The 24,583-nt window shown below is 64.9% G+C and carries 20 protein-coding genes; 8 read left to right on the top strand and 12 right to left on the bottom strand.

Annotated elements, in window-relative coordinates:
* The first annotated feature begins 85 nt into the window (after positions 1–85).
* Positions 86–334, top strand: coding sequence for a hypothetical protein (locus tag AB3X94_RS05595; protein ID WP_368610981.1), 249 nt, complete (start codon positions 86–88; stop codon positions 332–334).
* Here the strand turns inward: AB3X94_RS05595 and AB3X94_RS05590 are convergent.
* The 7 genes from AB3X94_RS05590 to AB3X94_RS05560 form a co-directional block, all read right to left on the bottom strand.
* A complete protein-coding gene (locus AB3X94_RS05590) occupies positions 331–1,581 on the bottom strand; it encodes an MFS transporter (RefSeq protein ID WP_368610980.1) in 1,251 nt (416 codons plus the stop codon). The two genes, AB3X94_RS05595 and AB3X94_RS05590, sit on opposite strands and share 4 nt — an antisense overlap.
* 49 nt (positions 1,582–1,630) lie before the next feature.
* On the bottom strand, positions 1,631–2,977 hold the full coding sequence (locus tag AB3X94_RS05585) for an FAD-dependent oxidoreductase (protein WP_368610979.1): 1,347 nt from the start codon (positions 2,975–2,977) through the stop codon (positions 1,631–1,633).
* A gap of 104 nt (positions 2,978–3,081) precedes the next feature.
* A complete protein-coding gene (gene arsH / locus AB3X94_RS05580) occupies positions 3,082–3,804 on the bottom strand; it encodes an arsenical resistance protein ArsH (protein WP_368610978.1) in 723 nt (240 codons plus the stop codon).
* A gap of 36 nt (positions 3,805–3,840) precedes the next feature.
* Positions 3,841–4,908 carry an ACR3 family arsenite efflux transporter gene (gene arsB / locus AB3X94_RS05575; protein ID WP_368610977.1) on the bottom strand — a complete coding sequence of 356 codons (1,068 nt, stop codon included), beginning with the start codon at positions 4,906–4,908 and terminating at the stop codon, positions 3,841–3,843.
* A gap of 18 nt (positions 4,909–4,926) precedes the next feature.
* Positions 4,927–5,421, bottom strand: coding sequence for an arsenate reductase ArsC (locus tag AB3X94_RS05570; RefSeq protein ID WP_368610976.1), 495 nt, complete (start codon positions 5,419–5,421; stop codon positions 4,927–4,929).
* Positions 5,422–5,434: 13 nt separating this feature from the next.
* A complete protein-coding gene (locus AB3X94_RS05565; protein ID WP_368610975.1) occupies positions 5,435–5,767 on the bottom strand; it encodes an ArsR/SmtB family transcription factor in 333 nt (110 codons plus the stop codon).
* A gap of 174 nt (positions 5,768–5,941) precedes the next feature.
* Positions 5,942–6,331 (bottom strand): tautomerase family protein, encoded by a 390-nt coding sequence (locus AB3X94_RS05560; RefSeq protein ID WP_368610974.1) that lies wholly within the window; start codon positions 6,329–6,331, stop codon positions 5,942–5,944.
* A gap of 98 nt (positions 6,332–6,429) precedes the next feature.
* On the opposite strand from AB3X94_RS05560, the gene AB3X94_RS05555 reads away from it, so the two are divergent.
* Complete coding sequence (locus AB3X94_RS05555; protein ID WP_176367584.1) at positions 6,430–7,281, top strand: LysR substrate-binding domain-containing protein; 852 nt, start codon at positions 6,430–6,432, stop codon at positions 7,279–7,281.
* A 44-nt stretch (positions 7,282–7,325) separates the two neighbouring features.
* On the opposite strand, the gene AB3X94_RS05550 is transcribed toward AB3X94_RS05555, so the two are convergent.
* Complete coding sequence (locus tag AB3X94_RS05550) at positions 7,326–7,952, bottom strand: hypothetical protein (protein ID WP_368610973.1); 627 nt, start codon at positions 7,950–7,952, stop codon at positions 7,326–7,328.
* 186 nt (positions 7,953–8,138) lie between these two features.
* On the opposite strand from AB3X94_RS05550, the gene AB3X94_RS05545 reads away from it, so the two are divergent.
* Together AB3X94_RS05545 and AB3X94_RS05540 are read left to right on the top strand one after the other, a co-directional pair.
* Positions 8,139–8,501 carry an MbcA/ParS/Xre antitoxin family protein gene (locus AB3X94_RS05545; protein ID WP_018424156.1) on the top strand — a complete coding sequence of 121 codons (363 nt, stop codon included), beginning with the start codon at positions 8,139–8,141 and terminating at the stop codon, positions 8,499–8,501.
* On the top strand, positions 8,498–9,199 hold the full coding sequence (locus tag AB3X94_RS05540) for an RES family NAD+ phosphorylase (protein ID WP_176107197.1): 702 nt from the start codon (positions 8,498–8,500) through the stop codon (positions 9,197–9,199). The genes AB3X94_RS05545 and AB3X94_RS05540 overlap by 4 nt, the downstream gene beginning before the upstream one ends.
* Positions 9,200–9,236: 37 nt before the next feature.
* Here the strand turns inward: AB3X94_RS05540 and AB3X94_RS05535 are convergent, their stop codons facing one another.
* From AB3X94_RS05535 to AB3X94_RS05520, 4 genes are all read right to left on the bottom strand, one after another.
* On the bottom strand, positions 9,237–9,974 hold the full coding sequence (locus AB3X94_RS05535) for a metallophosphoesterase (protein ID WP_246391985.1): 738 nt from the start codon (positions 9,972–9,974) through the stop codon (positions 9,237–9,239).
* 189 nt (positions 9,975–10,163) lie between these two features.
* Positions 10,164–11,591, bottom strand: a complete 1,428-nt coding sequence (locus tag AB3X94_RS05530) for a cytochrome c (RefSeq protein WP_368610972.1) — start codon at positions 11,589–11,591, stop codon at positions 10,164–10,166.
* Between the two features lie 20 nt (positions 11,592–11,611).
* The gene (locus tag AB3X94_RS05525) at positions 11,612–13,213 is read right to left on the bottom strand and encodes a GMC family oxidoreductase (RefSeq protein WP_176107194.1); all 1,602 of its coding nucleotides are present in this window, start codon (positions 13,211–13,213) and stop codon (positions 11,612–11,614) included.
* An 80-nt stretch (positions 13,214–13,293) separates the two neighbouring features.
* Positions 13,294–13,920 carry a sugar dehydrogenase complex small subunit gene (locus AB3X94_RS05520; protein ID WP_368610971.1) on the bottom strand — a complete coding sequence of 209 codons (627 nt, stop codon included), beginning with the start codon at positions 13,918–13,920 and terminating at the stop codon, positions 13,294–13,296.
* Positions 13,921–14,257: 337 nt separating this feature from the next.
* Here AB3X94_RS05520 and AB3X94_RS05515 point away from each other — a divergent pair, with 337 nt between their 5' ends.
* The 4 genes from AB3X94_RS05515 (at position 14,258) to glgB (ending at position 24,530) form a co-directional block, all read left to right on the top strand.
* A complete protein-coding gene (locus AB3X94_RS05515; protein ID WP_368610970.1) occupies positions 14,258–14,920 on the top strand; it encodes a DUF1345 domain-containing protein in 663 nt (220 codons plus the stop codon).
* Between the two features lie 490 nt (positions 14,921–15,410).
* On the top strand, positions 15,411–18,863 hold the full coding sequence (locus tag AB3X94_RS05510; protein WP_368610969.1) for a maltotransferase domain-containing protein: 3,453 nt from the start codon (positions 15,411–15,413) through the stop codon (positions 18,861–18,863).
* Complete coding sequence (gene treS / locus AB3X94_RS05505) at positions 18,860–22,327, top strand: maltose alpha-D-glucosyltransferase (RefSeq protein WP_368610968.1); 3,468 nt, start codon at positions 18,860–18,862, stop codon at positions 22,325–22,327. Before AB3X94_RS05510 ends, treS begins: the two co-directional genes overlap by 4 nt.
* The gene (gene glgB / locus AB3X94_RS05500) at positions 22,320–24,530 is read left to right on the top strand and encodes a 1,4-alpha-glucan branching protein GlgB (protein WP_368610967.1); all 2,211 of its coding nucleotides are present in this window, start codon (positions 22,320–22,322) and stop codon (positions 24,528–24,530) included. The genes treS and glgB overlap by 8 nt, the downstream gene beginning before the upstream one ends.
* The last annotated feature ends 53 nt before the right edge of the window (positions 24,531–24,583 follow it).

Here is a 24,583-nt window from a genome sequence, read left to right as displayed (position 1 = left end):
GACTCGGGTTGAAACCGGTCAAGGAAATATAGTCACGCGCAAAATCGTCGACAATGAACAAGCGCCCAAATCAGGAGACCGCGCGATGTCACCTTCTCATGAATACTGGTTCCCGGCCAAACGCTATGGCTGGGGCTGGGGCTTTCCCGTGCGCTGGCAAGGATGGGTGACGCTGCTCGCGTATTTCGTGTTGCTCGGAGTGGTCGTTTTCCGGGTTCAACCCGTGGTGCATCCGCTCACGTTCGCGTTGCTGGTCGCGCTATTAACCGCGGCCCTCACGGTCGTGTGCTGGCTGAAGGGCGAGCCGCCGCGCTGGCGGTGGGGTAAGGACTAGCCGGCCCGCTCCGTCACCGGATCCACGGAAATATTGGTTCGACGCGCGCAAGCCATTGCCACGCCAAACGCCGCCAGAGAAACCAGTGACACCAACAGCACAGCCCACTCCACTGGAAAATAGCTCTGCCCGATTGTCCAGATCATCGCGGCTGAAATCGGCGCGACGCCCTTTGCAATATTGGACGGCGTAGAAAGCAGCCCGTTGATCGCGCCAAATCCTTCGACCCACATTACGTCCTGCACAATCGTTCCACGCAGGATGGTCATCATGCCGTTCGCTCCGCCGTAGATCAGCGCGAAAACGATCAGCAGCACGGGCGATGCCCCGGCAATCAGCAGGATCACCACCGACACCGGAAAAGCGGTCGTGATGACCAAGCCGACGATCTTCGGAGAGACGTTGCGTCCAAATGCGAACCACAGAACACGCGCGAGAACCTGAGCCGGGCCGATGAGCGCCATCGTCAACAGGATGGTGGACTGTTGGACATGACGCTCGGCCATCAGCGGAACAAGGTGAAAAGTCAACGCCGCGAACGTGACGTAGTAGGCGGTAAAGCACACCGCGAGCGCCCAGAACACCGGTGAGCGTAGCGCGCGCCGGGTGGACGCGGCATTCACCGCCTTGACCGCGCCCTTGTCGACGGCAGCAGCATGGCGCGCTTCGTTTCCGCGGATCGCCAGTGCGTGAATGGGTAGGCATACGCAAAGATTGATCGCCGCTAGCGCGAGCAGAGCGTGACGCCACCCCAGCAGATTGATGAGCAACTGCGTGAGCGGAATGAATGCGGTGCTCGCGAATCCAGCGACAAGGGTTATCAGCGTGATCTTCGTGCGGAAGCTGCCCGGATAATTTCGCGTGATCACTGCGAAAACCGGGTCGTACAGCGTGGCCGCCATCGAGATGCCGAGGCCCACCCATGCGACGAATAGCATCGCCAGGCTGTTTGCCTGCGACCACATCACGAGCATTGCGGATGCGAGCAGCGATCCCACCACCATGACGGCCCGGCCGTGTCCGTGGTCGATCCAGGTGCCGACCGGATACGCAGCCAGCCCGGACACGAGCAACCCGACAGACAGCGCCGCGTTGGTCGATGCCCGGCTCCAACCGAGCGCATGTTCCATCGGTACGACAAAGAGCGAGAACGCGTAGTAGATCGCTCCCCACGAAACGAGTTGCGCGGTGGCTAGTGCCCACGTCGCGATCGAACCTCGATCCTGCTGCTGCGCGAACGCTGTCACTTCTTATGCCCCCGTTGTGCCCCGGTTTGCCCTGAATCAACGCTGCCTGTTAAGGCGCCGCGCAACATGCCTTCTCCGCGACCCGCGCCGATGTAGGCGCACAGCAAGAACTCTTGCTGCCGTCATACCCGCTCGCGTTACGGTCGGTACTGCATACACCCGTTTCAGGCAGTTCGAGTTCGACGCGACGCGCGGCCTCGATGTCGCCCGCGAGCCATGCTGCAATGGAGCGCACCTGTTCGTAGCCCGTCGCCATCAGGAAAGTCGGAGCGCGGCCATAGCTGGCCATTCCGGCGATGTAGAGTCCCGTATCGGGCTGCGCCAGTATCTCGGCGCCATGCGGCCGCACCGTGCCGCATGAATGGAGATTCGGATCGATCAGCGGGGCGAGGGCGCGAGGGCATTCCAGCGCCGCGTCGAGATCGAGACGCACTTCGCGCAGGATCTGCAACTCCGGCCGAAGCCCCGTCGCTACGATCAGTTCGTCGACTTCGACGGCACGCCCGTCAGCGTCCCGAACCTCGAGGGCACCACCGTTCAGCCTGATTTCGTCGACGGCAAACGGCGTCAGCAGTTCGATGCGACCCGCGTCGACCAGTTGCTTGAGCCGCTGACCCAGAGCGCCGCGCTCCGGCAACTGGTCAGCGTCTCCGCCGCCGTAGACCTCACCTGGCTGCGCGCGTCGCATTGCCCAGACGATGGTCGCGCCAGGTTCCTGCGTTGCCAGCCTGGCGAGGTCGATCAGCGTGCCGATTGCCGAGTGCCCAGAGCCGATGACCAGCACCTTTTTGCTCGCATAACGCTTACGGTCTGCGCCGAGAACGTCGGGCATGCCGTAGCGAATCTGTTCGTGAGCCGCCTTTTCGCCGATAGCCGACAATCCGGACGCGCCAGCCGGAGCCGGATTCCCCCACGTGCCCGTCGCAACGATGACGGCGCCCGCAACGAAGCGCCCTTCTTCGCCATTGCGTTCCTCGAAGCGGATTTCGAACGGCTGCTGCTCGCGCTGCGCGCTCTTGACTTTGCCCGTGCGAATGCGGGCGATACCGGTGACGCGCGTGCCAAGACGCAGGCAACCAGCAATCTCAGGCGTGCGCGCGAGCGGCAGCAGATACTGCTCGGCCAGTTCCCGCCCCGTCGGATAGGCGTCAGCGTCAGGTGCCGACCATCCTTGCCGTTCGAGCAACGCACGCGAAGCGCGGTCGATGTTGTACTGCCACGACGAAAACATATGAACATGGCCCCAGGCCAGCGGCGCAGCGCCTGCCGTTTCTTCCGCTTCGAAGATGACCGGATTCAACCCTTGCCGGATCAGATGAGCGGCTGCAGCGAGACCAACGGGGCCTCCACCGATGATCGCGACGGGCAGAGACGAGTCGAACTGTTGTTTGGACACCTGGGGCGCAGGGGCGCTCTTCGGGCGGCAGCATGAAGACACGGCTAACTCCTGAGTAGGTAGTTTCTATGTAATCGAGAGCACAGGGATTGCGTATGGCGGAGTCAGTGGCCAGTCTGATTCACACGCTTCGACAGTTCCTCGGCGCTTTCCTTGCGCTCGCTGTATCTGTCGACCAGATACGGGCCGATGTCGCGGGTCAGCAATGTGAACTTGACCAGTTCCTCCATTACATCCACGACCCGGTCGAAATAGGCGGAAGGCTTCATGCGCCCCGCCTCGTCAAACTCCAGGAACGCCTTCGCGACAGACGACTGGTTGGGAATGGTCATCATGCGCATCCAGCGCCCGAGGACACGCATCTGGTTCACCGCGTTGAAGGACTGCGATCCTCCGCTCACCTGCATTACGGCAAGCGTTTTTCCCTGCGTCGGACGGACAGCCCCGACCGAAAGCGGAATCCAGTCGATCTGCGACTTCATGATCCCGGTCATTGCACCGTGGCGCTCAGGTGAACACCAGACCATGCCCTCCGACCATTGCACCAGCTCTCTTAGTTCGGCCACCTTCGGGTGGGTATCGGGTGCATCGTCCGGCAGCGGCAGACCGCTCGGGTTAAACGTGCGTACCTCGGCGCCCATCGCCGTGAGCAAACGCGCGGCTTCTTCCGTCAGCAAGCGGCTGAACGAACGCTCGCGAAGCGAGCCATAGAGCAGCAGGAAACGCGGTGGATGAGTCGATGCGGTCGCGGGCCGCAACTGGTCGATGTCGGGCACGCGAAACAGCGCCGCGTCGAGTTGGGGTAGATCAACTATGCGGTCAGACACGTTTGTCCTTGGTTCATGTACTTTCTCCGGTGCCGCTCAGGCACATTCGTACCAGGTCCTGGAACGGTTCACGACGCGCACTACGACCAGCATCACCGGCACTTCGACAAGCACGCCGACCACGGTTGCGAGCGCAGCACCCGATTCGAAGCCGAACAGACCAATCGCGGTGGCGACAGCCAGCTCGAAGAAGTTGGATGCTCCGATCAGCGCGGACGGGCAGGCAATGTTGTGCTTTTCCCCAACCGCACGATTCAGCCAGTACGCAAGGGCCGAGTTGAAAAACACCTGGATCAGGATCGGAACAGCCAGCAGCACGATGACCAGCGGCTGCCTGATGATCGCCTCCCCCTGGAACGCGAACAGCAGCACAAGCGTCACCAGCAGCGCCGTGATGGACCAGGGGCCCAGTTTCGCCATGAACGCGTCGAATGTCTGCGGCCCCTTTGCGAGCAGCGCCTTTCGCAAGATCTGCGCGAGGATCACCGGAATGACGATGTAGAGCACGACGGACGTGAGCAGCGTCGCCCACGGCACCGTAATGGCCGACATGCCAAGCAGCAGCCCGACCAGTGGCGCAAAGGCGATGATCATGATGCTGTCGTTCAACGCGACCTGCGACAGCGTAAACAACGGATCGCCACCAGTCAGCCTGCTCCAGACGAACACCATCGCCGTGCACGGCGCCGCGGCCAGCAAGATCAGCCCAGCGACATAGCTATTGAGCTGGTCGGCGGGCAACATGGGCGCGAACAGATTCTTGACGAACAGCCAGCCCAGAAATGCCATCGAGAACGGTTTGACGAGCCAGTTCACGAAAAGCGTGACGCCGATCCCCTTAACGTGCTGGCGGACCTCATGCAGTGAACCGAAATCGACCTTGATGAGCATCGGGATGATCATCACCCAGATCAGCAGTCCGACCGGGAGGTTGACGTGGGCGTATTCCATCCGCCCGATGTGCTGAAAGACGCCGGGAAAGATCTGGCCCAGCACGATCCCGACGACGATGCACAGTGCGACCCAGACGGTCAGATATCGCTCGAAGAAACTGATGGCCGGCCTCGACGCTTTTGTCGGCGACGCAATGTTTGGGGTATTCATTCGGCTGTTCGAAGGAAATCAGCTTTGCTGGATGCGGTTCAGCGCTTGCTGAAGGTCGGTATTGCTCAGCGTATCCAGGGGTAATGCCAGCAGTTGCAGCATGCGATAGCCAATCGCCTCGCGCGTCAGCTCGAACGCCCGCCGTTTGCCTTCGTCGCCTCCCGGTACATTGGACGGGTCGGCGTATCCCCAATGCACCTTGACGGGACTACCGGGCCAGTACGGACACTCCTCCGCCGCAGCGCTGTCGCACACCGTGATCACCACGCGCATTTGCGGAGCGCCTTGCGCCACGAACTCATCCCAGCTTTTACTGCGATACCCCGCTGTATCGATACCCGCGTTCGTGAGCGCTTCCAGAGCGAACGGGTTAAGGCGGCCGCTCGGCGCGCTGCCTGCGCTATAGGCGCGCACATCCTTGCCAAGCTTTTTGGCCCAATGATTGAGCATGCCTTCGCCCAGCACGCTGCGCGCCGAGTTGTGGGTGCAGAGGATCAGAACATTCGTGGTCATGACGGAGTTCCGGTCATTGTTTGCTGCTGCAGACGTTGGGAACATCGCCCGCGGCGCAGGATGCGCCGGCACAGCAGTTCTCCGTAAGAAAACCGATCAGGTCAGTCATCGCGTCGAAATTTGCCGTGTAAATGACGAAGCGTCCGTCCTGACGAGACTTCACCAGGTCGGCGTGAGACAGGTCCTTCAGGTGGAACGACAGGCTCGACGGCGCAAGACCCAACTGTTGGCCGATTTCGCCGGCGGGCATGCCTTCGCCGCCCGCGACAACCAGAAGACGGAAGATCGCGAGTCGCGAGTCATGGGCAAGCGCGCCGAGCGCACGGACAGCAAGGTTCGGGTTCATGGGCGGAGCATACGTCAATGGCTTCTACATTTCAAGATTTGTGGAAATATCGGTCGTGATGCTCGACGGATCGGGAGAACAAGGGTGGGTGGCGACTTCGCTGTGAATAGCGCCCAGTCAGCGCTAGAGCGGCGGGCGTCCCATGTGAGCCATCTGCGCCCGCCCAATGCGTGGCTACAACGGGGAGGCGTACTGCGCAATGCCATTCCCAAACGACCAGTTCTCCTTCTCGACCTCGACGAGATTGATGAACACATCCTCGGGCCGCACGCCGGGCGACTTGCCGAGTTCATCGACGATGCGCCGGTACAGCGCCTTCTTCTGCTCGACCGAGCGTGTGTTGCTGACGGTCAGTTGGATCACGACGAGATCGTCGCCGCGCTCGATATTCTGGTATTGCCGGTCGTAGATCATGTTGTCGGCGGTGTGCTCGGTGACCAGCATGAACATGTCGTCCTTCGGCACGTTGAACGTGTCCACCAGCGAGCGCTGAATACTGGCGCTCAGCGCTTGGCGGTAGTCGGCCGGCTTGCCGGCGCGCAGTGAGATTCGGGTGAGCGGCATGACGGGCTCCTTGTTGCGGTGTTGGGTTGAACACAGCTTAGGCGCGCTAGCTCATAATAAACAGATATCCATGCCTATTTCATCCATTTCCATCCGAAATGAAAGTCCTCGATCTCGATGCGGTGCGGGCCTTCGTGCTGGTTGCCGATCTGCGCAGCTTCACGCGTGCCGCCGACGCGCTCGACACCACGCAATCGGCCGTCAGCCTGAAGCTGAAGCGACTGGAGGCGCACCTTGGCAAGCAGTTGCTGGAGCGCACTCCGCGCGTCGTGCGTCTGTCCGCCGACGGTCACGCCTTTCTCGGCGCCGCGCGCGAGTTGCTGAACGCGCACGAGCGCGCGCTCGGCGCGCTGTCGGTGGAGCGGCGCCGGCTCGTGCTCGGGCTCAGCGAGCACGTCGCGGGGCCTGATCTGCCGCACCTGCTGGGCCGGCTCAACGCGCACGATCCGGGTCTGGTGGTCGAGTTGCACATGGGCACGTCGGCGGCGCTGCTCGCGCAGTTCGACGAACGCCGGCTCGATGCTGCGATCGTCCGCTACGGCGCCGACGAACCACCGCGCGACGACGCGCAGACGCTGTTCAGCGAACCGCTCGGCTGGCTCGCGACGCCGACGTGGCTGCCGCGACTCGATGAGCCGCTGGCGCTCGCGCTATTGAGCCCGCCGTGTAATGTGCGCGACGTCGCGCTGCGCACGCTCACAGCGGCGGGGGTCGCATGGCAGGAGGTGTTTGTGGGTGGTGGTGTCGCGGCGGTGGGCGCGGCCGTGGCCGCCGGGCTCGCCGTCTCGCCGCTCGCGCGCCGGGTTGCGCCGCGCGGTCTGCTCGACGTCGGCGCGCGGCTCGGCCTGCCGGCACTGCCGGAATCGCGTGTGACGCTGCATTCGCGCGTGCGCGAGGCCCGCTCGGCGGAAACGCTGCGGCTGCTCGCAAACGGCCTCGCCGCGGCGTGACACGGCGACCGATGCCGGACCACGCCGCACCGCTCGAAGCGGCCTCAGTGGATGATCGGCGGCAGCGAACCGCTGCTGGCAGTCGCCGGATTGGGCGCGGAGCCCATCGGCGCGATGTCGCTAACGTTTGCGGACGTATCCGGCGAAGTCTGCACCGCGGGCCGGACCGGATTCGCACGGGAAACCGCCGGCTTGGCCGCGACTTTGTCCACATGCGGACGCCCGGTGTGAGCTGCCGCGAAATCGGCATGCACGACCTTGCCCGGAGCCGGTTTCGCGTGCGCCAGTTGTACCTGCGGCTGCGCGTGCTTCGCGGCCCGCGCGGTCACGGTGGCGTGCGACCGGTTCTGGCTCGAGGCCGCGACTTTCACGCCGCTTCCATGCGCCGCGAGCTTGCCGCCGTGGCCCGCGCCGGCCGATGCGACATGAGGCACCGCGTGCCGGATACTGGTAGCCTGCTGCGCATGCGCACTGGCCTTGGACTTGACGCCGCTCCGCGTGGCCGCCTTCACCTTCACCTTCGCCGCTCCGGGCTGGTTCCGCGCGTGCGCCTGCCTGGTAACGTGTCCGCTCGCCTCCGGCGGATTCCATACTTCCGCATAACCGGCGGCCAACGCCGCCTCCGACACACACCACACGGCCAGCGCCGCTGCCACTGCTCGAACCCGCATCTGCTGCTCTCCTGATCGACGACTGCCAAAACGAGCCGGGATTATATTCTCTTGCAAAAATCCATTTATGGACTAATATCATTAAAAAGTACACATAGGGACTTACCCGAAATGGCTCACGCTGCCCGAATTTCCTCGCCCGAGGCATCGCCGCGACGATCGCTTTCCGAACCCACGCTGACGCAGATGTCCGCGGCGGGCCTGCGTGCGTTCTTCAACATCGCGCGCGACTGGGACCTGAGCGCCGACGAGCAGATCGTGCTGCTCGGCAAGCCGGGCCGCTCGACGTTCTTCAAGTGGCGGGCGACGCCCGAGACCGCGCGCCTCAGCCACGACACGCTGGAGCGACTATCGCTGCTGCTTGGCATCTACAAGGCGCTGCAGATTCTGCTGCCGCAGCCGAGCGCCGCCGACACCTGGGTCAAACGCCCCAACAGCGCGCCGCCGTTCGGCGGCAAACGCGCGCTGGACCGCATGCTGGCGGGCAACATCAGCGATCTCGTGGCCGTGCGCCAGTATCTCGACGCAATGCGAGGCGGCTGGGCGTGACAAAACCGCAATGGCAGGACCGCTGGACCAGCGCCGCGCTCGACTGGACGCCCGCGTATCGCGTGATTCCGACGCGCTTTCCGGCCATCAACCTGTTCGACCGCGTCGCGTCGCCGGAAGATTTCGAAGCGCTGTACGCGCTCGAAGCGATGACCAACGACCGACTGCGCACCGAAATCGGCGAACTCGATCTGGTGCCGCGCGAGGAGCGCCGCTTCGGGCCGGGCTACGGGCCGATCATGGCCGCGCTTACGCATCTGAATCCGCTTGGCAGCCGCTTTTCCGACGGCACGTATGGCGTGTTCTACTGTGCGCGTTCACGCGAGACGGCGATCGCCGAAACGCGCTATCACACCGGTCAGTTCCTCAAAGCGACCGCCGAGCCGCCGATGCGTCAGCAGATGCGTCTTTACACGGTAGTCGCGCAAGGCGGCGTGGTCGACTTGCGTCGCGACCCCGAGCTCGATGAAGCCGTGTTGTCGCCCGACGACTACGTTGCCGGCCAGGCGCTCGGGCGCGCGGTGCGCGAGGCGGGCGCGCCGGGCATCGTCTATCCGTCGGTGCGCGACAGCGCCGGCGAATGCCTCGCGGCGTTCCGCACGACGCTGCTGCGCGACTGCCATCACGCGGCATACCTCGAATACAACTGGAACGGCACGAGCGTGGATATGGTGTTCGAGTTGAACCAGGTCGGGTGACAGAGGAGCGGCGCAGCCGCGGGGCGACTTCAGCCGCTCAAGGCAAGGCCAGTTCCGCCGCGCCTTCCGCGCGAGCGGCCTCGACCGAGATCGACCAGCGACGCAGCGCCTGCGGCTGCACGATCGTCAGCGTGCCGTCCGGCCCGAACGCGCCGGTATCGATGAACACCTGCGAGCCGATCTGCGTGATGTCGCGTACCGGCGTATGGCCGCAATAGGTCAGCGACAGCCCGCGCTGCCGCAGCGGATCGCCGTGACCGAGCGCGAGCTCGCGACCCCACAGCAATTGCTGGCGCGTTTCGGCCGAATAGTTGCCCGCGTCGAGATCGGCATCCGAGCCGAAAAATTCGGCGTGCAGAACGTTGAAGCGCGTCTTGCCGCTGCCGATCACGCGCACGAGCGGCAGCGTGCGCAGATGCTCGGCGTAGTAACGCAGACGTTCGTCGGGCACGTCGGCCGCCCACGCGCCGCCGATGCCGTACCACCACTGCCGCCGCAAGCGGCCGTCGGCGACCGCGCACAGCGCGTCTTCGTGATTGCCGAGCACCGCATAGAACCACGGCTTCGCGAGCAGCGCGAGCGCCTGCTCCGAGTGCTCGCCCCGATCGACCAGGTCGCCGACCGAAAACAACCGGTCGCACGTCGGATCGAACGCGATCTGACGCAGCAGGTAGCGCAACGCATCGACGCAACCGTGCAGATCGCCGACCACGAAATCGCGGCCGGCCTCGTTGGCGTCGTGATGTTGAACGAAGGTGGCGGGAGTGGCATTCATCTCATCATGATAATGCCGCCGACGCGCCCGCGTATGCGGGGTGCCTATCGTATCCGCACGCGTCATCGAGCAAGAAAGACATCGAACGACGCAAAAACGACGCTGAAACGACACATTCGCGGTATGCGTTACCGGAATTGCATATTTTCGCGAGTCACTCCTGCCGCGGCGCCCGAGTCGCCTCGCCTGCTATTGCAGCGTGCGCAGCTTCGCCACCTGGCTGGTCGTGATCGTCGCCTGCGGATTGCCGAACTGTTTCGTCACGTAGTTGGTGATCGCCGCGATCTGCTCGTCGTCGAGATGGCCGCCGAACCCGGGCATCAGCACGTCCGCGTGCGTGGTGGTGCGGTTCACGCCGTGCAGAATCACCAACGCGAGATTGTTCGCGTCGTTCGCGCCGACCGTCGAGTTGTGGATCAGCGACGGATACGCGCCCGGCGCGCTCGCGCCCACGCCCTGCCCGGTCCAGTTATGGCAGGTCGCGCAATTGGCGACGAACAGCTGCGCGCCGTTCACGCCGGTGATCGCGGTGCCGCGCAGCGCAGCGACATCGTTGGCGGGATTGCCCCATTGATGACGAGGACGCGCGTCACCGCCGCTCACGGCCGGCACCGAGCGCAAGAATGCGACGATCGAGCGCAGATCCACCGGCGTCAGATACTGCGTGCTGTTCGCGACCACTTCGCCCATCGGTCCGGCCGCGTTCGCGCGGCCCGGCGCCGCGCCGGTCGACAGATACGACGTGAGTTCGTCGTCGCGCCAGCTGCCGACGCCGCTCAGCTTGTCCGGCGTGATATTGAACGCATGCCAGCCGGCCTGCACCGCACCGGAGAAACGCGCGCTGGACTGCAGCCCCTGCATGAAATTGCGCGGCGTATGGCATTCCTCGCAATGCGCGAGCCCTTCGACCAGATACGCGCCTCGGTTCCATTCAGCGCTCTGCTTCGGGTCCGGCACGAAGCGCCCTTCGGTGAAGTTGAACATGTTCCAGAACACCATCAGCCAGCGCTGATTGAACGGGAACTTGAGGCTGTTCGCGGGCGGCGTGTAGTGAATCGGCGTGAGCGTGTTCAGATAAGCGCGGATCGCGAGCACGTCCTCATTGGTCACGCGCGTGTAGGCCGTGTACGGAAACGCCGGATAGAGCCGCTCGCCGCCCTTGCCGATGCCTTCGTGCATCGCGCGCATGAAATCGGCGTCGCTCCATCGGCCGATGCCGGTGTCGGGATCGGGCGTGATGTTGGGCGTCACGATCGTGCCGAACGGTGTGCCGATCGGCAGGCCGCCCGCGAATGGGCGCGACTTGTCGGCCGTATGACAGGCCGCGCAATCGGCGGCACGGGTCAGGTATTGGCCGCGCTTCACGAGTTCGCCATTCGCGGCGCTGCCGTGGAGCGTGGCCGAGCCGCCGTCCGACGCCTGCGCCGCGTCGTCGGCGCGAGCCTGGGTGATCGGCATTTCGTCGCTCGAAACTGCGTCCGGGCCGTGCGACTCGTGCCACGCAATCGACAGCGCGAACAGCGAAAACGCGGCCGCGAGCGCCGCGCCGCCGAAGCGGCGGCGGGTGCCCTGCATCCGCGCAGAATCCGGCTGCACGCGAGAGGTGTTCTTCAGCATTGTGGCTCTCCGGTCAGCGCTCAAATTTCGCGCTTCAGCTTGTCGGCCAGCTTCAGCGACAAAGCCGCGATCGTCAGCGTGCAGTTCACCGACGCGGCGGTAGGCATCACGCCGCTGCTGGCGATGAACAGGTTCGAATGATCGTGCGTGCGGCAGTCCGGGTCGACGACCGAACTCGCCGCATCGCTGCCCATGATCGTCGTGCCCATGATGTGATTGTTCGGCGCGAAGCTGTCGTCGAACGAGACTTCGGTACCGCCGAATAGCGCCGCGATCTTCGCATACTGTTCGTGCGTATCGGCGGCGCTCTTCTTCACGTAGTCGTTGATCGAGTAGTAGATCTCGGGCTGCGCAATGCCGAGCGCGTCCTTGTGATCCGCCGACGGCACGATGCGGTTCTGCGGCTCCGGCAGATGTTCGTGAAAGCTGTTGATGCTCAGCGTGCGTGCCGCGCGGTCGCGAATCTGCCGGTCGAGCTCGGCGCCGGTCAGGCCTTTTTTCAGCAGATCGGCGGTAACGCCCATGGTCGGCACGCCGTTCGACAGATGCAGCTTCTTCGACGCGTAGTCGGAGCGGAACGCGCCGTCGCGGAAGTTGACGATCGAGGTCATCTCCATCGGGCCGCGGCCGGGCCACAGCGGTTCGTTGGCGAGAAACGTGACGCCGGTGCCCGGATGATCCATCAGGTTGCGGCCGACCTGATCGGAGCTGTTGCCGACGCCGTGCGGGAATTTTTCCGAGGTCGACATCAGCATCAGCTTCGGCGTTTCGATGCCGTTCGCCGCGAGCACGAACAGCTTGCCGGTGACGCGTGTGCTATTGCCGTTCGGGTCCTTGTAGTGGACCGCGGTGATGAGCCCTTTGTCGTCCGCTTCGATGCGATACACGACCGCTTCGGGAATCAGCTTCGCACCGGCCTGCTCGGCCTTCTCCGCATGGATCACGCCGTTGTACATCGCGGCGATCGGGCAGATCGGCATGCAGTTGTTGTTGCCGCAGCAGGTCGGCCGCGCATCGTACGGCCGGCTGTTGCGCGCAACCGGTTCGGGCACGACCTTGAAGCCCTGCGCGTTGAGCACGTCGCTGAAACGCTGATCCATGTACGACAGCGGCAACTGCTGCATCGGATAGGGCTTCGAGCGCGGCGAACCGAGATCGATCGAACTATCCGGACCGGACACGCCGAGCTGCACTTCGGCGGCCACGTACCACGGCTCGAGCGCTTCGTACGGGTACGGCCAGTCGCGCCCGACGCCATACAGCTTGTGCAACTGGAAGTCCGACGGCAGCAGCCGCCACGCGGCGGCCGCCCAGTGCCACGTCGTGCCGCCGACGAGCCGCACGTATTGTGAGTTGTACGGATAATCGCCCTTCTGGATCAGGTAGTTGTTCGCGGGCGCGTATTCGGGATGCGGCGCGTAAGGCGTCGACGGATACGGCGTCGCGAAGTCGGACTTGGCCGGCGAATTGCGGAAGTTCTCGACGATCTGCCAGCGCGCAATGCGCGGCCCGGCTTCGAGCAGGATCACCGACGCGCCCGCCAGTGCCAGCTGATGCGCAACCAGACTGCCGGCGACGCCCGAGCCGACCACGACGATATCGGCGGATTGTGTGTTTGCCATCGTTTCTCTCTCCGGTGCCCTGCCTGTTGCGGGCTTGGTTCGTGCGCTGCTGGCGTGGCCCGCTGGCGAGCTCGCGCGGCTCACCCGTGCAGCGGCTTCTGCGTCCAGTAGAACGGCACGTCGCGGCAATAGGAGGGAATCGTGAGCACGTCTTGCACAGGCGCGAACATCAGCGCCTTTTCATAGGCGATCACCTGGACGTGCGGCATGTCGCCGACGAGTCCGAGATACCACGCGCGCATGATCGCGCCGACCGCTTTTGCGAGCGCGGGCTGGTCGGTCTGCAGCGCCTGCGTGATGGTATCGGACGGCACGCCACCGTGGCCTTGCAGCCAGGTGTTCAGCGCGGCGACGTTCTGCGCGAACTGGTTATCGGCACGCGACAGCGCCTCGTAGACACGCTGGCCGAGCACGGTGTCGAAACTGCTACGGGCGGTGAGGTGTTGCGAAAGCGCGAGGAAGGCATCGAGTCCGCCGCCGGCTGGCGGCGTAGCGGCGAACACGGGCGCGATCCACGACAGCGAACGGCTCGCGCCAGCGAACGCGAGCGCCGCGGCCGCCGCGCACGAACCGAGCACCCAGGCCCTGCGCGAAGCGGAAAACGACGGGGACAAACCGGTGAAACGCGTGGCACTGCGATAGGACTTCGCTCCTTGCCGATGCGTCATGTGGGGACGCGCATCGTTATCCTCAGGAACATCTGTCATGGGGGCTCCAGATGATGAGTCGTTCTCGACGAGCTGCACGGGAAAGGCATGATGCCGTTCGCGTGCCGCTTCGTTTGCTCTTCCCCAAACCTGGTCTGACGCCGCTTCAGCGGTCTCGAATCCGTGCGCGCGATTCACGCGCGCCGCATGTGTGGCGCCGTATGCATGAGCGCAACGATTGCGGCCGTTTTCTGCCAATCGCCTTTCAACTGAAAGCGGCGCGCAAGGCCGCTGCGAAAGACTATAGCCTGTGACCCACCATTCGACAATCGGTCCTCGTTGCACGCGTAGAATCAGCGACACCGACTGCCCTACACTTCGTCGTACATCTCGACTCATGTCCATCAACTACTATCCGCAAGTTCTTCGCAATCGGCCCCGCACGGTGATCGGCCTCGTGATCGGGATCGTCGTCGCGTTCCTCGTGCCCGATCATACGAGTCCGATGGCGCGCGCACTGATCGGCTGGGACGCGGCCATCTGGAGCTACCTGCTGATGATCTGGGTGCACATGGCTCTCGCCGACGAGCACCGCGTGCGCGAACGCGCGATACGCGACGACGAAAACGCGGGCGTCGTGCTGGTCGTGATCTGCGTCGCGACGATCGCAAGCATCGCCGCGATCGTGCTAGAACTCGCGTCGGCCAAGGGCGCAGGCGGCGCAACGACCTTCTGGCACTACCTGCTGACCGGTCTGACGCTGATCGGCGCATGGTTTCTGATTCCGACCATCTTCACGCTGCACTACGCGCGCCTCTACTACGGCACCGACGCGAAAGAGACCGCGCTGAAGTTTCCCGATCATCATTTATTGCCGAACTACTGGGACTTCCTGTACTACTCGTTCACGATCGCGGTCGCGTCGCAGACCTCCGACGTGGTGCTGCGTTCGCGCGAAATTCGTCGCGCGACACTCGCGCAATCGGTCCTGTCGTTCTACTTCAACGTCGCGGTGCTCGGCTTGTGCGTGAACATCGCGGCGGGGCTGCTGGGTTCGTGACTCGGCCATTGCGCGGCGCCCGGATGAATTTCATGCGAATGCCACGTGCGTGCCACATGGCTGCCACGTGAGCGTCACCGTGGCTGCGCGCGGCCGTCCGTGTAAATCCGACCCACGTCGTCCCGTTTTACATGCCGCGCCACCCGCGGCGTGCGTAACAATGCCCGCTTAATCGCACGCGCTCCGTGCGGGCGCGCACCTTCGGCACCCGCCATCTCAACGTAACCTCCCCCTTTTCCCGCTAGCGGGCCGCCGCGTTGGCACATGGTTTGCTCCCTTTCCGCGACGAGTGACGACCAGTCCCACCGGACCGGCGTCTGGCGCGAAAGCACCCGCGACTGGCCAGCGGGGTGACGATCTTTGCACTACATTGACCAGTACGTGCCCCCGCTGACGCATCGCGCGGTATCCGGCTCGGGAAGCCCAATGAGCGCTGTGATCGCATGCCAACTGCATCCACACCGCAGCAGGACAACTCTGGAAACGACCGATGGAACCTCCAAACGGGTACGCGCCGCGGATTTACTTTTTTCACTCTCTTCTCGTCGGGCCCCTCGATGCCTGGCCCGCGCAGTTCGCTCACGCGGCCGGGCTCGGCTTCGATCACGCGTTGATCGCCGGGCTGTTCGAGCCTGGCCAGGCGGGCCACGCTCAGGTGGTTGGCAATCACGCGCGGCTGCATCCGGTGTTCGAGGCACAGCATTCGGTGCCCGACGCCGTGCGCATGCTCGCCGATGCCGCGCGCCGCAATAATCTGACGCTGCTGATCGATCTGGTGATCGACCGCGTGGCCGCCGACGGCGTGCTGTACAGTGAACATTCGGACTGGTTTCACGCGCGCGAGTCCGAGCTCGCGCGGCTCGATCCGCGCCACGTGCATCGCGAAGACAACGTCGCCTACGCGAATTTCGACGACCCTGCGACGAGTGCCTCGCTGTGCGTCTGGTGGACCCAGCAACTGCTCGCGCTCGCCGAGGCGGGGGTCGGCGGCTTCAGTTTCGATTCGCCGCATCGCGTGCCGGCTGCCGTATGGCGGCATCTCGGCGATGAAGTGCGTGCGAAGCATCCGCACGTGCGCTTTCTCGCGGCCACGCCGGGCCTGTCGCGCGGCGATCTGCCCGGGCTCGAGGCAGCCGGCTTCGACAGCGCGTTTTCGTCGGTGCGCTGGTGGGACTTCCGTTCGAGCTGGATGGCCGAGGAGCATGCGGCGCTCGCGCGCGTCGGCGCGCCGATCGCCTTTCCCGAGGCGCCGTACGGCACGCGCCTCGCCGCCGAGTTGAGCGACGTGCACGATGCGGCGATCGTCGAGCGGGCGTATCGACGCGCGCTGTTCACGTCGGTTGCAGTGGGCAGCGGCTGGATGATGCCGATGGGCTTCGAATACGGCATCGCCGAACCGATGTCGCAAACGCGCGGAGACGCCGCGCAGTTCGCGCGCGCCGTGCAGTCACGCCGCTTCGATCTGAGCGCCGCCGTCACCCAGGCGAACGACTTCGCGCGCAATACGCCGACGCTGCACGCCAACGGTGAATTGCGCCAATTGAGCGGACCCGGGGCATCGGCCGCGGTTCTGCTGCGCGCCGACGCGGCCGATCTGCGCGACGCCAGCGAAGCACTCCTGATCGCCGTGAATCCCGAACTCGGCGCGCCAGTGCGGGTCGATCCCGCGCGCTTCCTCGCGGGCGTGCCGGGCAGCTTTACGCGCTTCGTGCCGCTCGATGCACGCGGCCGAAACGAACCCGCGGCCCTCGCGCCGTTCGCGCTTGCGCCCGGCGCGGTGCGGCTGATGCGCGCGTTCGCGGAACAGCCGATCTACCTCGCGCCGCCCATCGACAAGTCGAACAGCAAGCGCAGCGGCCACAAGACCGTGCTCGACGCGATCGAGGCGCCGCGCGTCGCGATCGAGAGCGTGTCGCCGTCGGTCGAAAACGGCCGCTTCGCGGCCAAGCGCAGCGTCGGCGAGCGCGCGGAGATTCGCGCGGCGATCTTCGCCGAAGGTCACGACAAGATCGCGGCCGCCGTGCTGTGGCGCGCGGCCGACGAAACCGCGTGGCACGAAGAGCTGATGGCACCCGCGCCGCCGGCCGGTCTCGACTTGTGGAGCGCGCGCATTCCGCTCGAACGGATCGGCCGCTACGAATTCACCGTGATTGCGTGGCGCGACGACTTTGCCTCGCTCGTCGAGCACATCCAGAAGAAGCTGAAGGCGAACCAGACCGTCGAGATCGAACTCGACGAAGCCGCGCATCTGTTCGCGCTCGTGCTCGCCGAAGTCGAGACGGCCGAAGGCGCCGACAAGGAATCGCTCGAACACATCGTGCGCGACTTCCAGAAGGCCGACGCCGAACAGAAGCTCGCGCTGATTCTCGCGCCCGCCACCGCGGCAGCGATGACCGCCGCGCGCCACCGGCCGTTTCTCAGCCGCGATCAGGTGACCTACAAGATCGACGCGGAACGCACCGCCGCCTATTTCGCGAGCTGGTACGAAATCTTCCCGCGCTCGATGAGCGACGACGAATCGCGCCACGGCACGTTCGCGGACGTCACCGCGAAACTGCCGCGCATCCGCGACATGGGCTTCGACGTGCTGTACTTCCCGCCGATTCATCCGATCGGCCTCGCGAACCGCAAGGGCCGCAACAACACGCTGACCGCGCAGCCGGGCGACGTGGGCAGTCCGTATGCGATCGGCGCGGCCGAAGGCGGCCACACCGCCGTGCATCCGCAGCTCGGCACACTCGACGATTTCAAGGCGATGCTCGCCGCCGCGCATGCGCACGGCCTCGAAATCGCGCTCGACTTCGCGATCCAGTGCTCGCCCGATCACCCGTGGCTGAAGGAGCATCCGACGTGGTTCGCGTGGCGCCCCGACGGCACGCTGCGCTACGCCGAGAATCCGCCGAAGAAGTATCAGGACATCGTCAACCCGGACTTCTACGCGCGCGATGCGAAGCCCGACCTGTGGCTCGCGTTGCGCGACGTGATCCTGTTCTGGGTCGACGCGGGTGTGCGCATTTTCCGCGTCGACAATCCGCACACCAAACCGCTGCCGTTCTGGGAATGGATGATCGCCGACGTGCGCGCGCGCCACCCTGATGTCATTTTCCTCGCGGAAGCGTTCACGCGGCCGCGCATGATGAACCGGCTCGGCAAGATCGGCTTCTCGCAGTCGTACACGTACTTCACGTGGCGCGAGTCGAAGCGCGACTTCACCGAGTACATGGTTGAGCTCACGCAGACCGGCGCGCGCGATTTCTACCGGCCGAACTTCTTCGTCAATACGCCGGACATCAACCCGCGCCATCTGCAATCGCAGGGACGCACGGGCTTTCTGATCCGCGCGGCGCTGGCCGCGACACTCGCCGGTCTGTGGGGCGTGTATAGCGGCTTCGAACTGTGCGAGGCCACCGCGCTGCCGAACAGCGAAGAGTACCTGGACTCCGAAAAGTATCAGTTGCGCGCGTGGGACTGGCACCGGCCCGGCAATATCGTCGGCGAGATCACCGCACTGAATCGCATCCGGCGCGCGAATCCGGCGCTGCAAACGCATCTCGGTCTCACGTTCCTCTCCGCGCACAACGATCACATCCTGTTCTTCGAGAAAGCGACCGAGTCGCGCGACAACGTGATCGTCGTCGCGATCAATCTCGATCCGTTCAACGAGCAGGGCGCGGACATCGAGTTGTCGTGGGACACGTTCCAGCGCTGGCATCTGCACGACCACGCCGCGCTCGAAGTGATCGACCAGATGACCGGCGCACGCTTCGAATGGCACGGACGCTGGCAGCACGTGCGGCTCGGCTCGGGCCAACCGTTCTCGATCTGGCGCATCGCGCCGCTAGGCGGCCTGCCCGCGGATCGCCCGGAGGACAGCGACCACGAACACGACAGCACTCTTCACGCAGACGCTGTCACCCCAACCTGGATGGAAGGTGGAACATGAAGCGCGACGATCCAGCCCAATCCACGCACGAGGCGCAAACGGCCGCGGCCGTCGGCACCGCGGCGAAGGTACGCACGCGCCGGCGCGGCAAACCCGCGGCGCTCAGCGACGATCCGCTGTGGTACAAGGACGCGATCATCTACCAGGTGCACATCAAGTCGTTTTTCGACGCGAACAACGACGGCGTCGGCGATTTCCCCGGCCTGATCGCCAAGCTCGACTACATCGCCGAGCTCGGCGTCAACGCGATCTGGCTGCTGCCGTTCTATCCGTCGCCACGCCGTGACGACGGCTACGATATCGCCGACTACCGCAACGTGCATCCCGACTACGGTCAGCTCGCGGACGTGCGGCGCTTCATCCAGGAAGCGCACGCGCGCGGCATCCGCGTGATCACCGAGCTCGTCATCAATCACACGTCGGATCAGCATCCGTGGTTCCAGCGCGCACGGCGCGCGAAGGCCGGCTCGAACTATCGCAACTACTACGTGTGGTCCGATACCGATCAGAAGTACGCGGAGACGCGCATCATCTTCATCGACTCGGAACCGTCGAACTGGACGCACGATCCGGTTGCGGGCGCGTACTATTGGCACCGCTTCTACTCGCACCAGCCCGATCTGAACTTCGACAATCCGGCGGTGATGAGAGAGGTGCTGCAGGTGATGCGCTTCTGGCTCGACATGGGCATCGATGGGCTAAGGCTCGATGCGGTGCCGTACCTGGTCGAGCGTGAAGGCACCAACAACGAGAACCTGCCGGAAACGCACGAGATCCTGAAGCGGATTCGCGCGACCATCGACGCCGAGTATCCGAACCGGATGCTGCTCGCCGAGGCGAACCAGTGGCCCGAGGACGTGAAGGAGTACTTCGGCAACGAAGACGAATGCCATATGGCGTTCCACTTCCCGCTGATGCCGCGCATCTATATGTCGATCGCGAGCGAGGACCGCTTCCCGATCACCGACATCATGAAGCAGACGCCGGACCTCCCCGATTCGAACCAGTGGGCGATCTTCCTGCGCAATCACGACGAGCTGACGCTCGAAATGGTCACCGATTCCGAGCGCGACTATCTTTGGAACACCTATGCGAGCGATCGCCGCGCACGTTTGAATCTCGGCATTCGCCGCCGTCTCGCGCCGCTGATGGAGCGCGACCGCCGCCGCATCGAGCTGATCAACTCGCTGCTGCTGTCGATGCCCGGTACCCCCGTCATCTACTACGGCGACGAACTCGGCATGGGCGACAACATCCACCTCGGCGACCGCGACGGCGTGCGCACGCCGATGCAGTGGTCGTCGGATCGCAACGGCGGTTTCTCGCGCGCCGACCCCGAGCAACTGGTGCTGCCGCCCGTGATGGGTACGCTGTACGGCTTCGACGCTGTCAACGTCGAAGCGCAGAGCCGCGACCCGCACTCGCTATTGAACTGGACGCGCCGCATGCTGGCGACGCGGCGCGCGAAGCAGACCTTCGGGCGCGGCACGATCCGCTTTCTGAAGCCGGAAAACCGCAAGATTCTCGCGTATCTGCGCGAGATGCCCGGCGAAGCGCCGATCCTGTGCGTCGCGAATCTGTCGCGCGCGCCGCAGGCGGTCGAGCTCGACCTGTCCGAATTCAACGGCTTCGTGCCGATCGAGATGACCGCCGATTCGGTGTTCCCCGCGATCGGTCAGCTGACCTATCTGCTGACGTTCCCGCCGTACGGCTTCCTGTGGTTCATGCTGTGCGAAGGCGGTGGGCGTCCGACGTGGGCGCAGGCGCATTCCGAGCCGCTGCCCGAGTTCGTCACGATCGTGATCCGCGAGGGGCAGACCGGGCCGACACCCGAAAACGTGCGGCTGCTCGAATCCGAAGTGCTGCCGTCGTGGCTGAGCCGGCGCCGCTGGTTCGCGTCGAAGGATCAGAAGATGCATGCGGTGCGGCTCGCCGCTCTGACCACGATTCCGAACGGCGGCTTCGCATTCACTGAAATCGAAGCGGACGTCGGCGATCACACCGAGCGCTACGTGGTGCCGATCGCGATCACGTGGGGCGGCGAAACCACCACGCCGCTGTTCCTGCAACTCGCGTTGGCGCGCGTGCGGCGCGGCCGCAACGTCGGCCATCTGACCGACGCGTTCTCGCTGCCGATCTTCGCGCACAACGTGCTGCGCAAGATGCGCGAACACGCGGTCGTGCCGACCGTGCAGAAGAGCGAAATCAAGTTCCTGCCGACCGAGCGCTTCGCCGAACTCGACAATCTCGGCGAGCGGCCCGAGATTCGCTGGCTTGCGGCCGAGCAGAGCAACAGCTCGCTCATCATCGCCGATGCCGCGGTGCTGAAGCTGGTGCGGCGGCTCGTCAGCGGCATCCATCCGGAAGCGGAAATCAGCCGCTATCTGACGCAGCTCGGTTATGCGAACACCGCGCCGCTGTATGGCGAAGTGGTGCGCGTCGATCCCGAGGGCGTGCCGCATACACTCGCGATCCTGCAGGGCTTTATCGACAATCAGGGCGATGCGTGGAACTGGTCGCTCGATTATCTGCGCCGCTCGGTCGACGAACTCGCGATCGCGGTCGACACCGAAACGCAGACCGCCCCCGACCGCACGAACGAGTCGATCTTGCTGGACGGCTACGGCGAACTCGCGGGCATCATCGGCCGACGGCTCGGCGAGCTGCACGTCGCGCTCGCGACGCCGAGCGACGACCCCGCGTTCGCGCCGGAACATGCCAACGCCGAACAGGTGAAAGCATGGGTCGACGCGACGCAGAGGATGCTCGCGAGCGCGCTCGATCTGCTCGCGCCGCGCATCGCGGAGATGAGCGACGCGGACACGAAGGGGCTCGCGCAAAGTCTGATCGATCGGCGCGCCGCGCTGGTCAAGGCGGTCGACAATCTCGTGCCGGGCGACGCGGGCGCGTTGCGCATCCGCATCCACGGCGACTTCCATCTCGGTCAGGTATTGGTCGCGCACGGCGACGCGTATCTGATCGACTTCGAGGGCGAGCCCGCGCGTTCGCTCGAGGAGCGTCGCCAGAAATCGAGCCCGTTGCGTGACGTAGCCGGTCTGATGCGCTCGCTGTCGTATGCGAGCGCGGCCGCGCAATCGACCACCGAAAGCGCGCCGCAACAGACCGCCGATCGCAAGCGTGCTCTGTTCGAGCGCTTCCGCTCCCACGCGACCACGGCGTTCCTCGCTGAATACCGCGCGGCCGCCGCTCAGTCGTCGGAACCGCTCGTCGCGCCCGAATCCGAAGAGGCGCTGCTCGATCTGTTCCTGATCGAGAAGGCCGCGTACGAGATTCGCTACGAGGCGGCCAACCGGCCGACGTGGCTCGGCTTACCGGTGCGCGGCCTCGCGGCGCTCACGAGCCGTCTGCTCGGCGACACCGGCGCACCGCCGCATTACGATCCATCAACCCGGGTGTCCGGCTCCGCCACGCCGCCCAACCCGGCCGAGGGCGACTATGAGTGAGCATGATCCGGCCGCAGGCCTTCAACCCGTCGATATCGACGCGCTCGTCGAAGCGCGCCACCCCGATCCGTTTTCGCAGCTGGGGCTGCATCAGACAGACGCGGGTCCGATCGTGCGCGCGCTGCTGCCGAATGCCGCGCACGTCACCGTGATTTCGCGCGCCGATGGCGCGACGCTCGGCGAGCTCGAGCAGCTCCGGCCTGGCCTGTTCGCGGGCCGCATCACGTCGGCGATGCCGTATCGCTTGCGCATCGACTGGCATGGCGTCGTGCAGGAAGTGGAGGATACCTATTCGTTCGGTCCGGTGCTCGGCGACGAGCCGCTCCAACGTCTCGCACACGGCGATCCGTACGCGGTGCTCGAATGTCTGGGCGCGCGGCCAGTCGACATCGACGGCGTGCCGGGCGTGCGTTTTGCCGTGTGGGCGCCGAATGCGCGGCGCGTGTCGGTGGTCGGCGACTTCAACGCGTGGGACGGCCGCCGTCATCCGATGCGGCTGCGTCATCAGGCGGGTGTGTGGGAACTGTTCGTGCCGCGCGTCGGCGCCGGCACGCGCTACAAGTACGAGCTGCTGTCGCGCGACGGCCATCCGTTGCCTTTGAAAGCCGATCCGTGCGCGATGCAGACGGAAAAGCCGCCGGGCACCGCGTCGATCGTCGCGCACGTCGACGAGATCGAGCAGTTTCCGTGGACCGATCACGACTGGATCCAGTCGCGCGCCGGCAAGCAGACCGCGCGCACGCCGATCGCGATCTATGAAGTGCACGCGGAGTCGTGGCTGCGCATCGCCGAGGAAGGCCAGCGCGGTCTCGTCTGGGAAGAGCTCGCCGAGCGGCTGATTCCCTACGCGAAGAGCATGGGCTTCACGCACATCGAATTTCTGCCGATCGCCGAGCATCCGTTCGGCGGCTCGTGGGGCTACCAGCCGCTCGGACAGTTTGCGCCGTCCGCGCGCTTCGGCAAGCCCGAGCAGTTCGCGCGTTTCGTCGATCGCGCGCACGAAGCGGGGCTCGGCGTGATTCTCGACTGGGTGCCCGCGCATTTCCCGAACGACGCCCATGGCCTGATCGATTTCGACGGCACGCCGCTCTACGAACATGCCGACCCGCGCGAGGGCTATCACCAGGACTGGAACACGATGATCTACAACCTCGGCCGCAACGAGGTCAGCGCGTTCCTGATCGCGTCGGGGCTCGCGTGGCTGCAGCGCTATCACGTCGACGGCCTGCGCGTGGATGCGGTCGCGTCGATGCTGTATCGCGACTACTCGCGCGCGGCCGGCGAGTGGGTGCCGAACATCTATGGCGGCCGCGAGAATCTCGAATCGATCGCGTTCCTGAAGCGCTTGAATCATGAAGTCCGCTATGTGCCGGGCGCACCCGGCGCGATCACGGTCGCCGAGGAATCGACCGCATGGCCGGGCGTGACCGCACGCGTCGCGGATGGCGGTCTCGGCTTCGACTTCAAGTGGAACATGGGCTGGATGCACGACACGCTGCACTACATGCACGAAGACCCGGTGTATCGCCAGTATCACCACCACAACATGACGTTCGGCATGGTGTACGCGTATTCCGAACGCTTCGTGCTGCCGCTGTCGCATGACGAGGTGGTGCACGGCAAGGGTTCGCTGCTCGGCAAGATGCCCGGCGACCGTTGGCAGCGTTTCGCGAATCTGCGCGCGTACTTCGGTTTCATGTGGACGCACCCGGGCAAGAAGCTGATGTTCATGGGCGGCGAATTCGGCCAGATGGCGGAGTTCGACCATGACGGCTCGCCGCATTGGCATCTTCTCGACGATCCGGCCCACCACGGCGTGCAGTTGCTGGTGCGCGACCTGAACCATCTGTATCGCAACGAGCCCGGTCTTCATCTGCTCGACAGCGAACCGGGCGGCTTCGAATGGTTGATCGGCGACGACAGCGCCAACAGCGTGTTCGCCTATCGGCGCACCGACGGCGCGGGCCAGGAGTTCGTCGTGGTGTGCAACATGACGCCGGTGCCGCGACTCGGCTATCGGCTCGGCATGCCGCGCGGCGGGCGCTGGGTGGAAGTGCTCAATACCGATGCGGCCGTGTACGGCGGCTCGAACATCGGCAACGGCGGGCTGATCCATTCCGACCAGCTATCGAGCCACGGCAGGCCGCATTCCGCCGCGCTGACTTTGCCGCCACTCGCAACGATCGTATTGCGCGCGGACTAAGGAAACGTGCCGCAGCACAGGCGCGCGGCGCGAAGGCAAGCGCCGCGCCCCCC

This window comes from Paraburkholderia sp. BR10923 (genome assembly GCF_040948765.1).
GTDB lineage: Bacteria > Pseudomonadota > Gammaproteobacteria > Burkholderiales > Burkholderiaceae > Paraburkholderia > Paraburkholderia youngii.
Note: the sequence above shows the minus strand (reverse complement) of the source record. Positions and strands in the feature narration are given on the sequence as shown.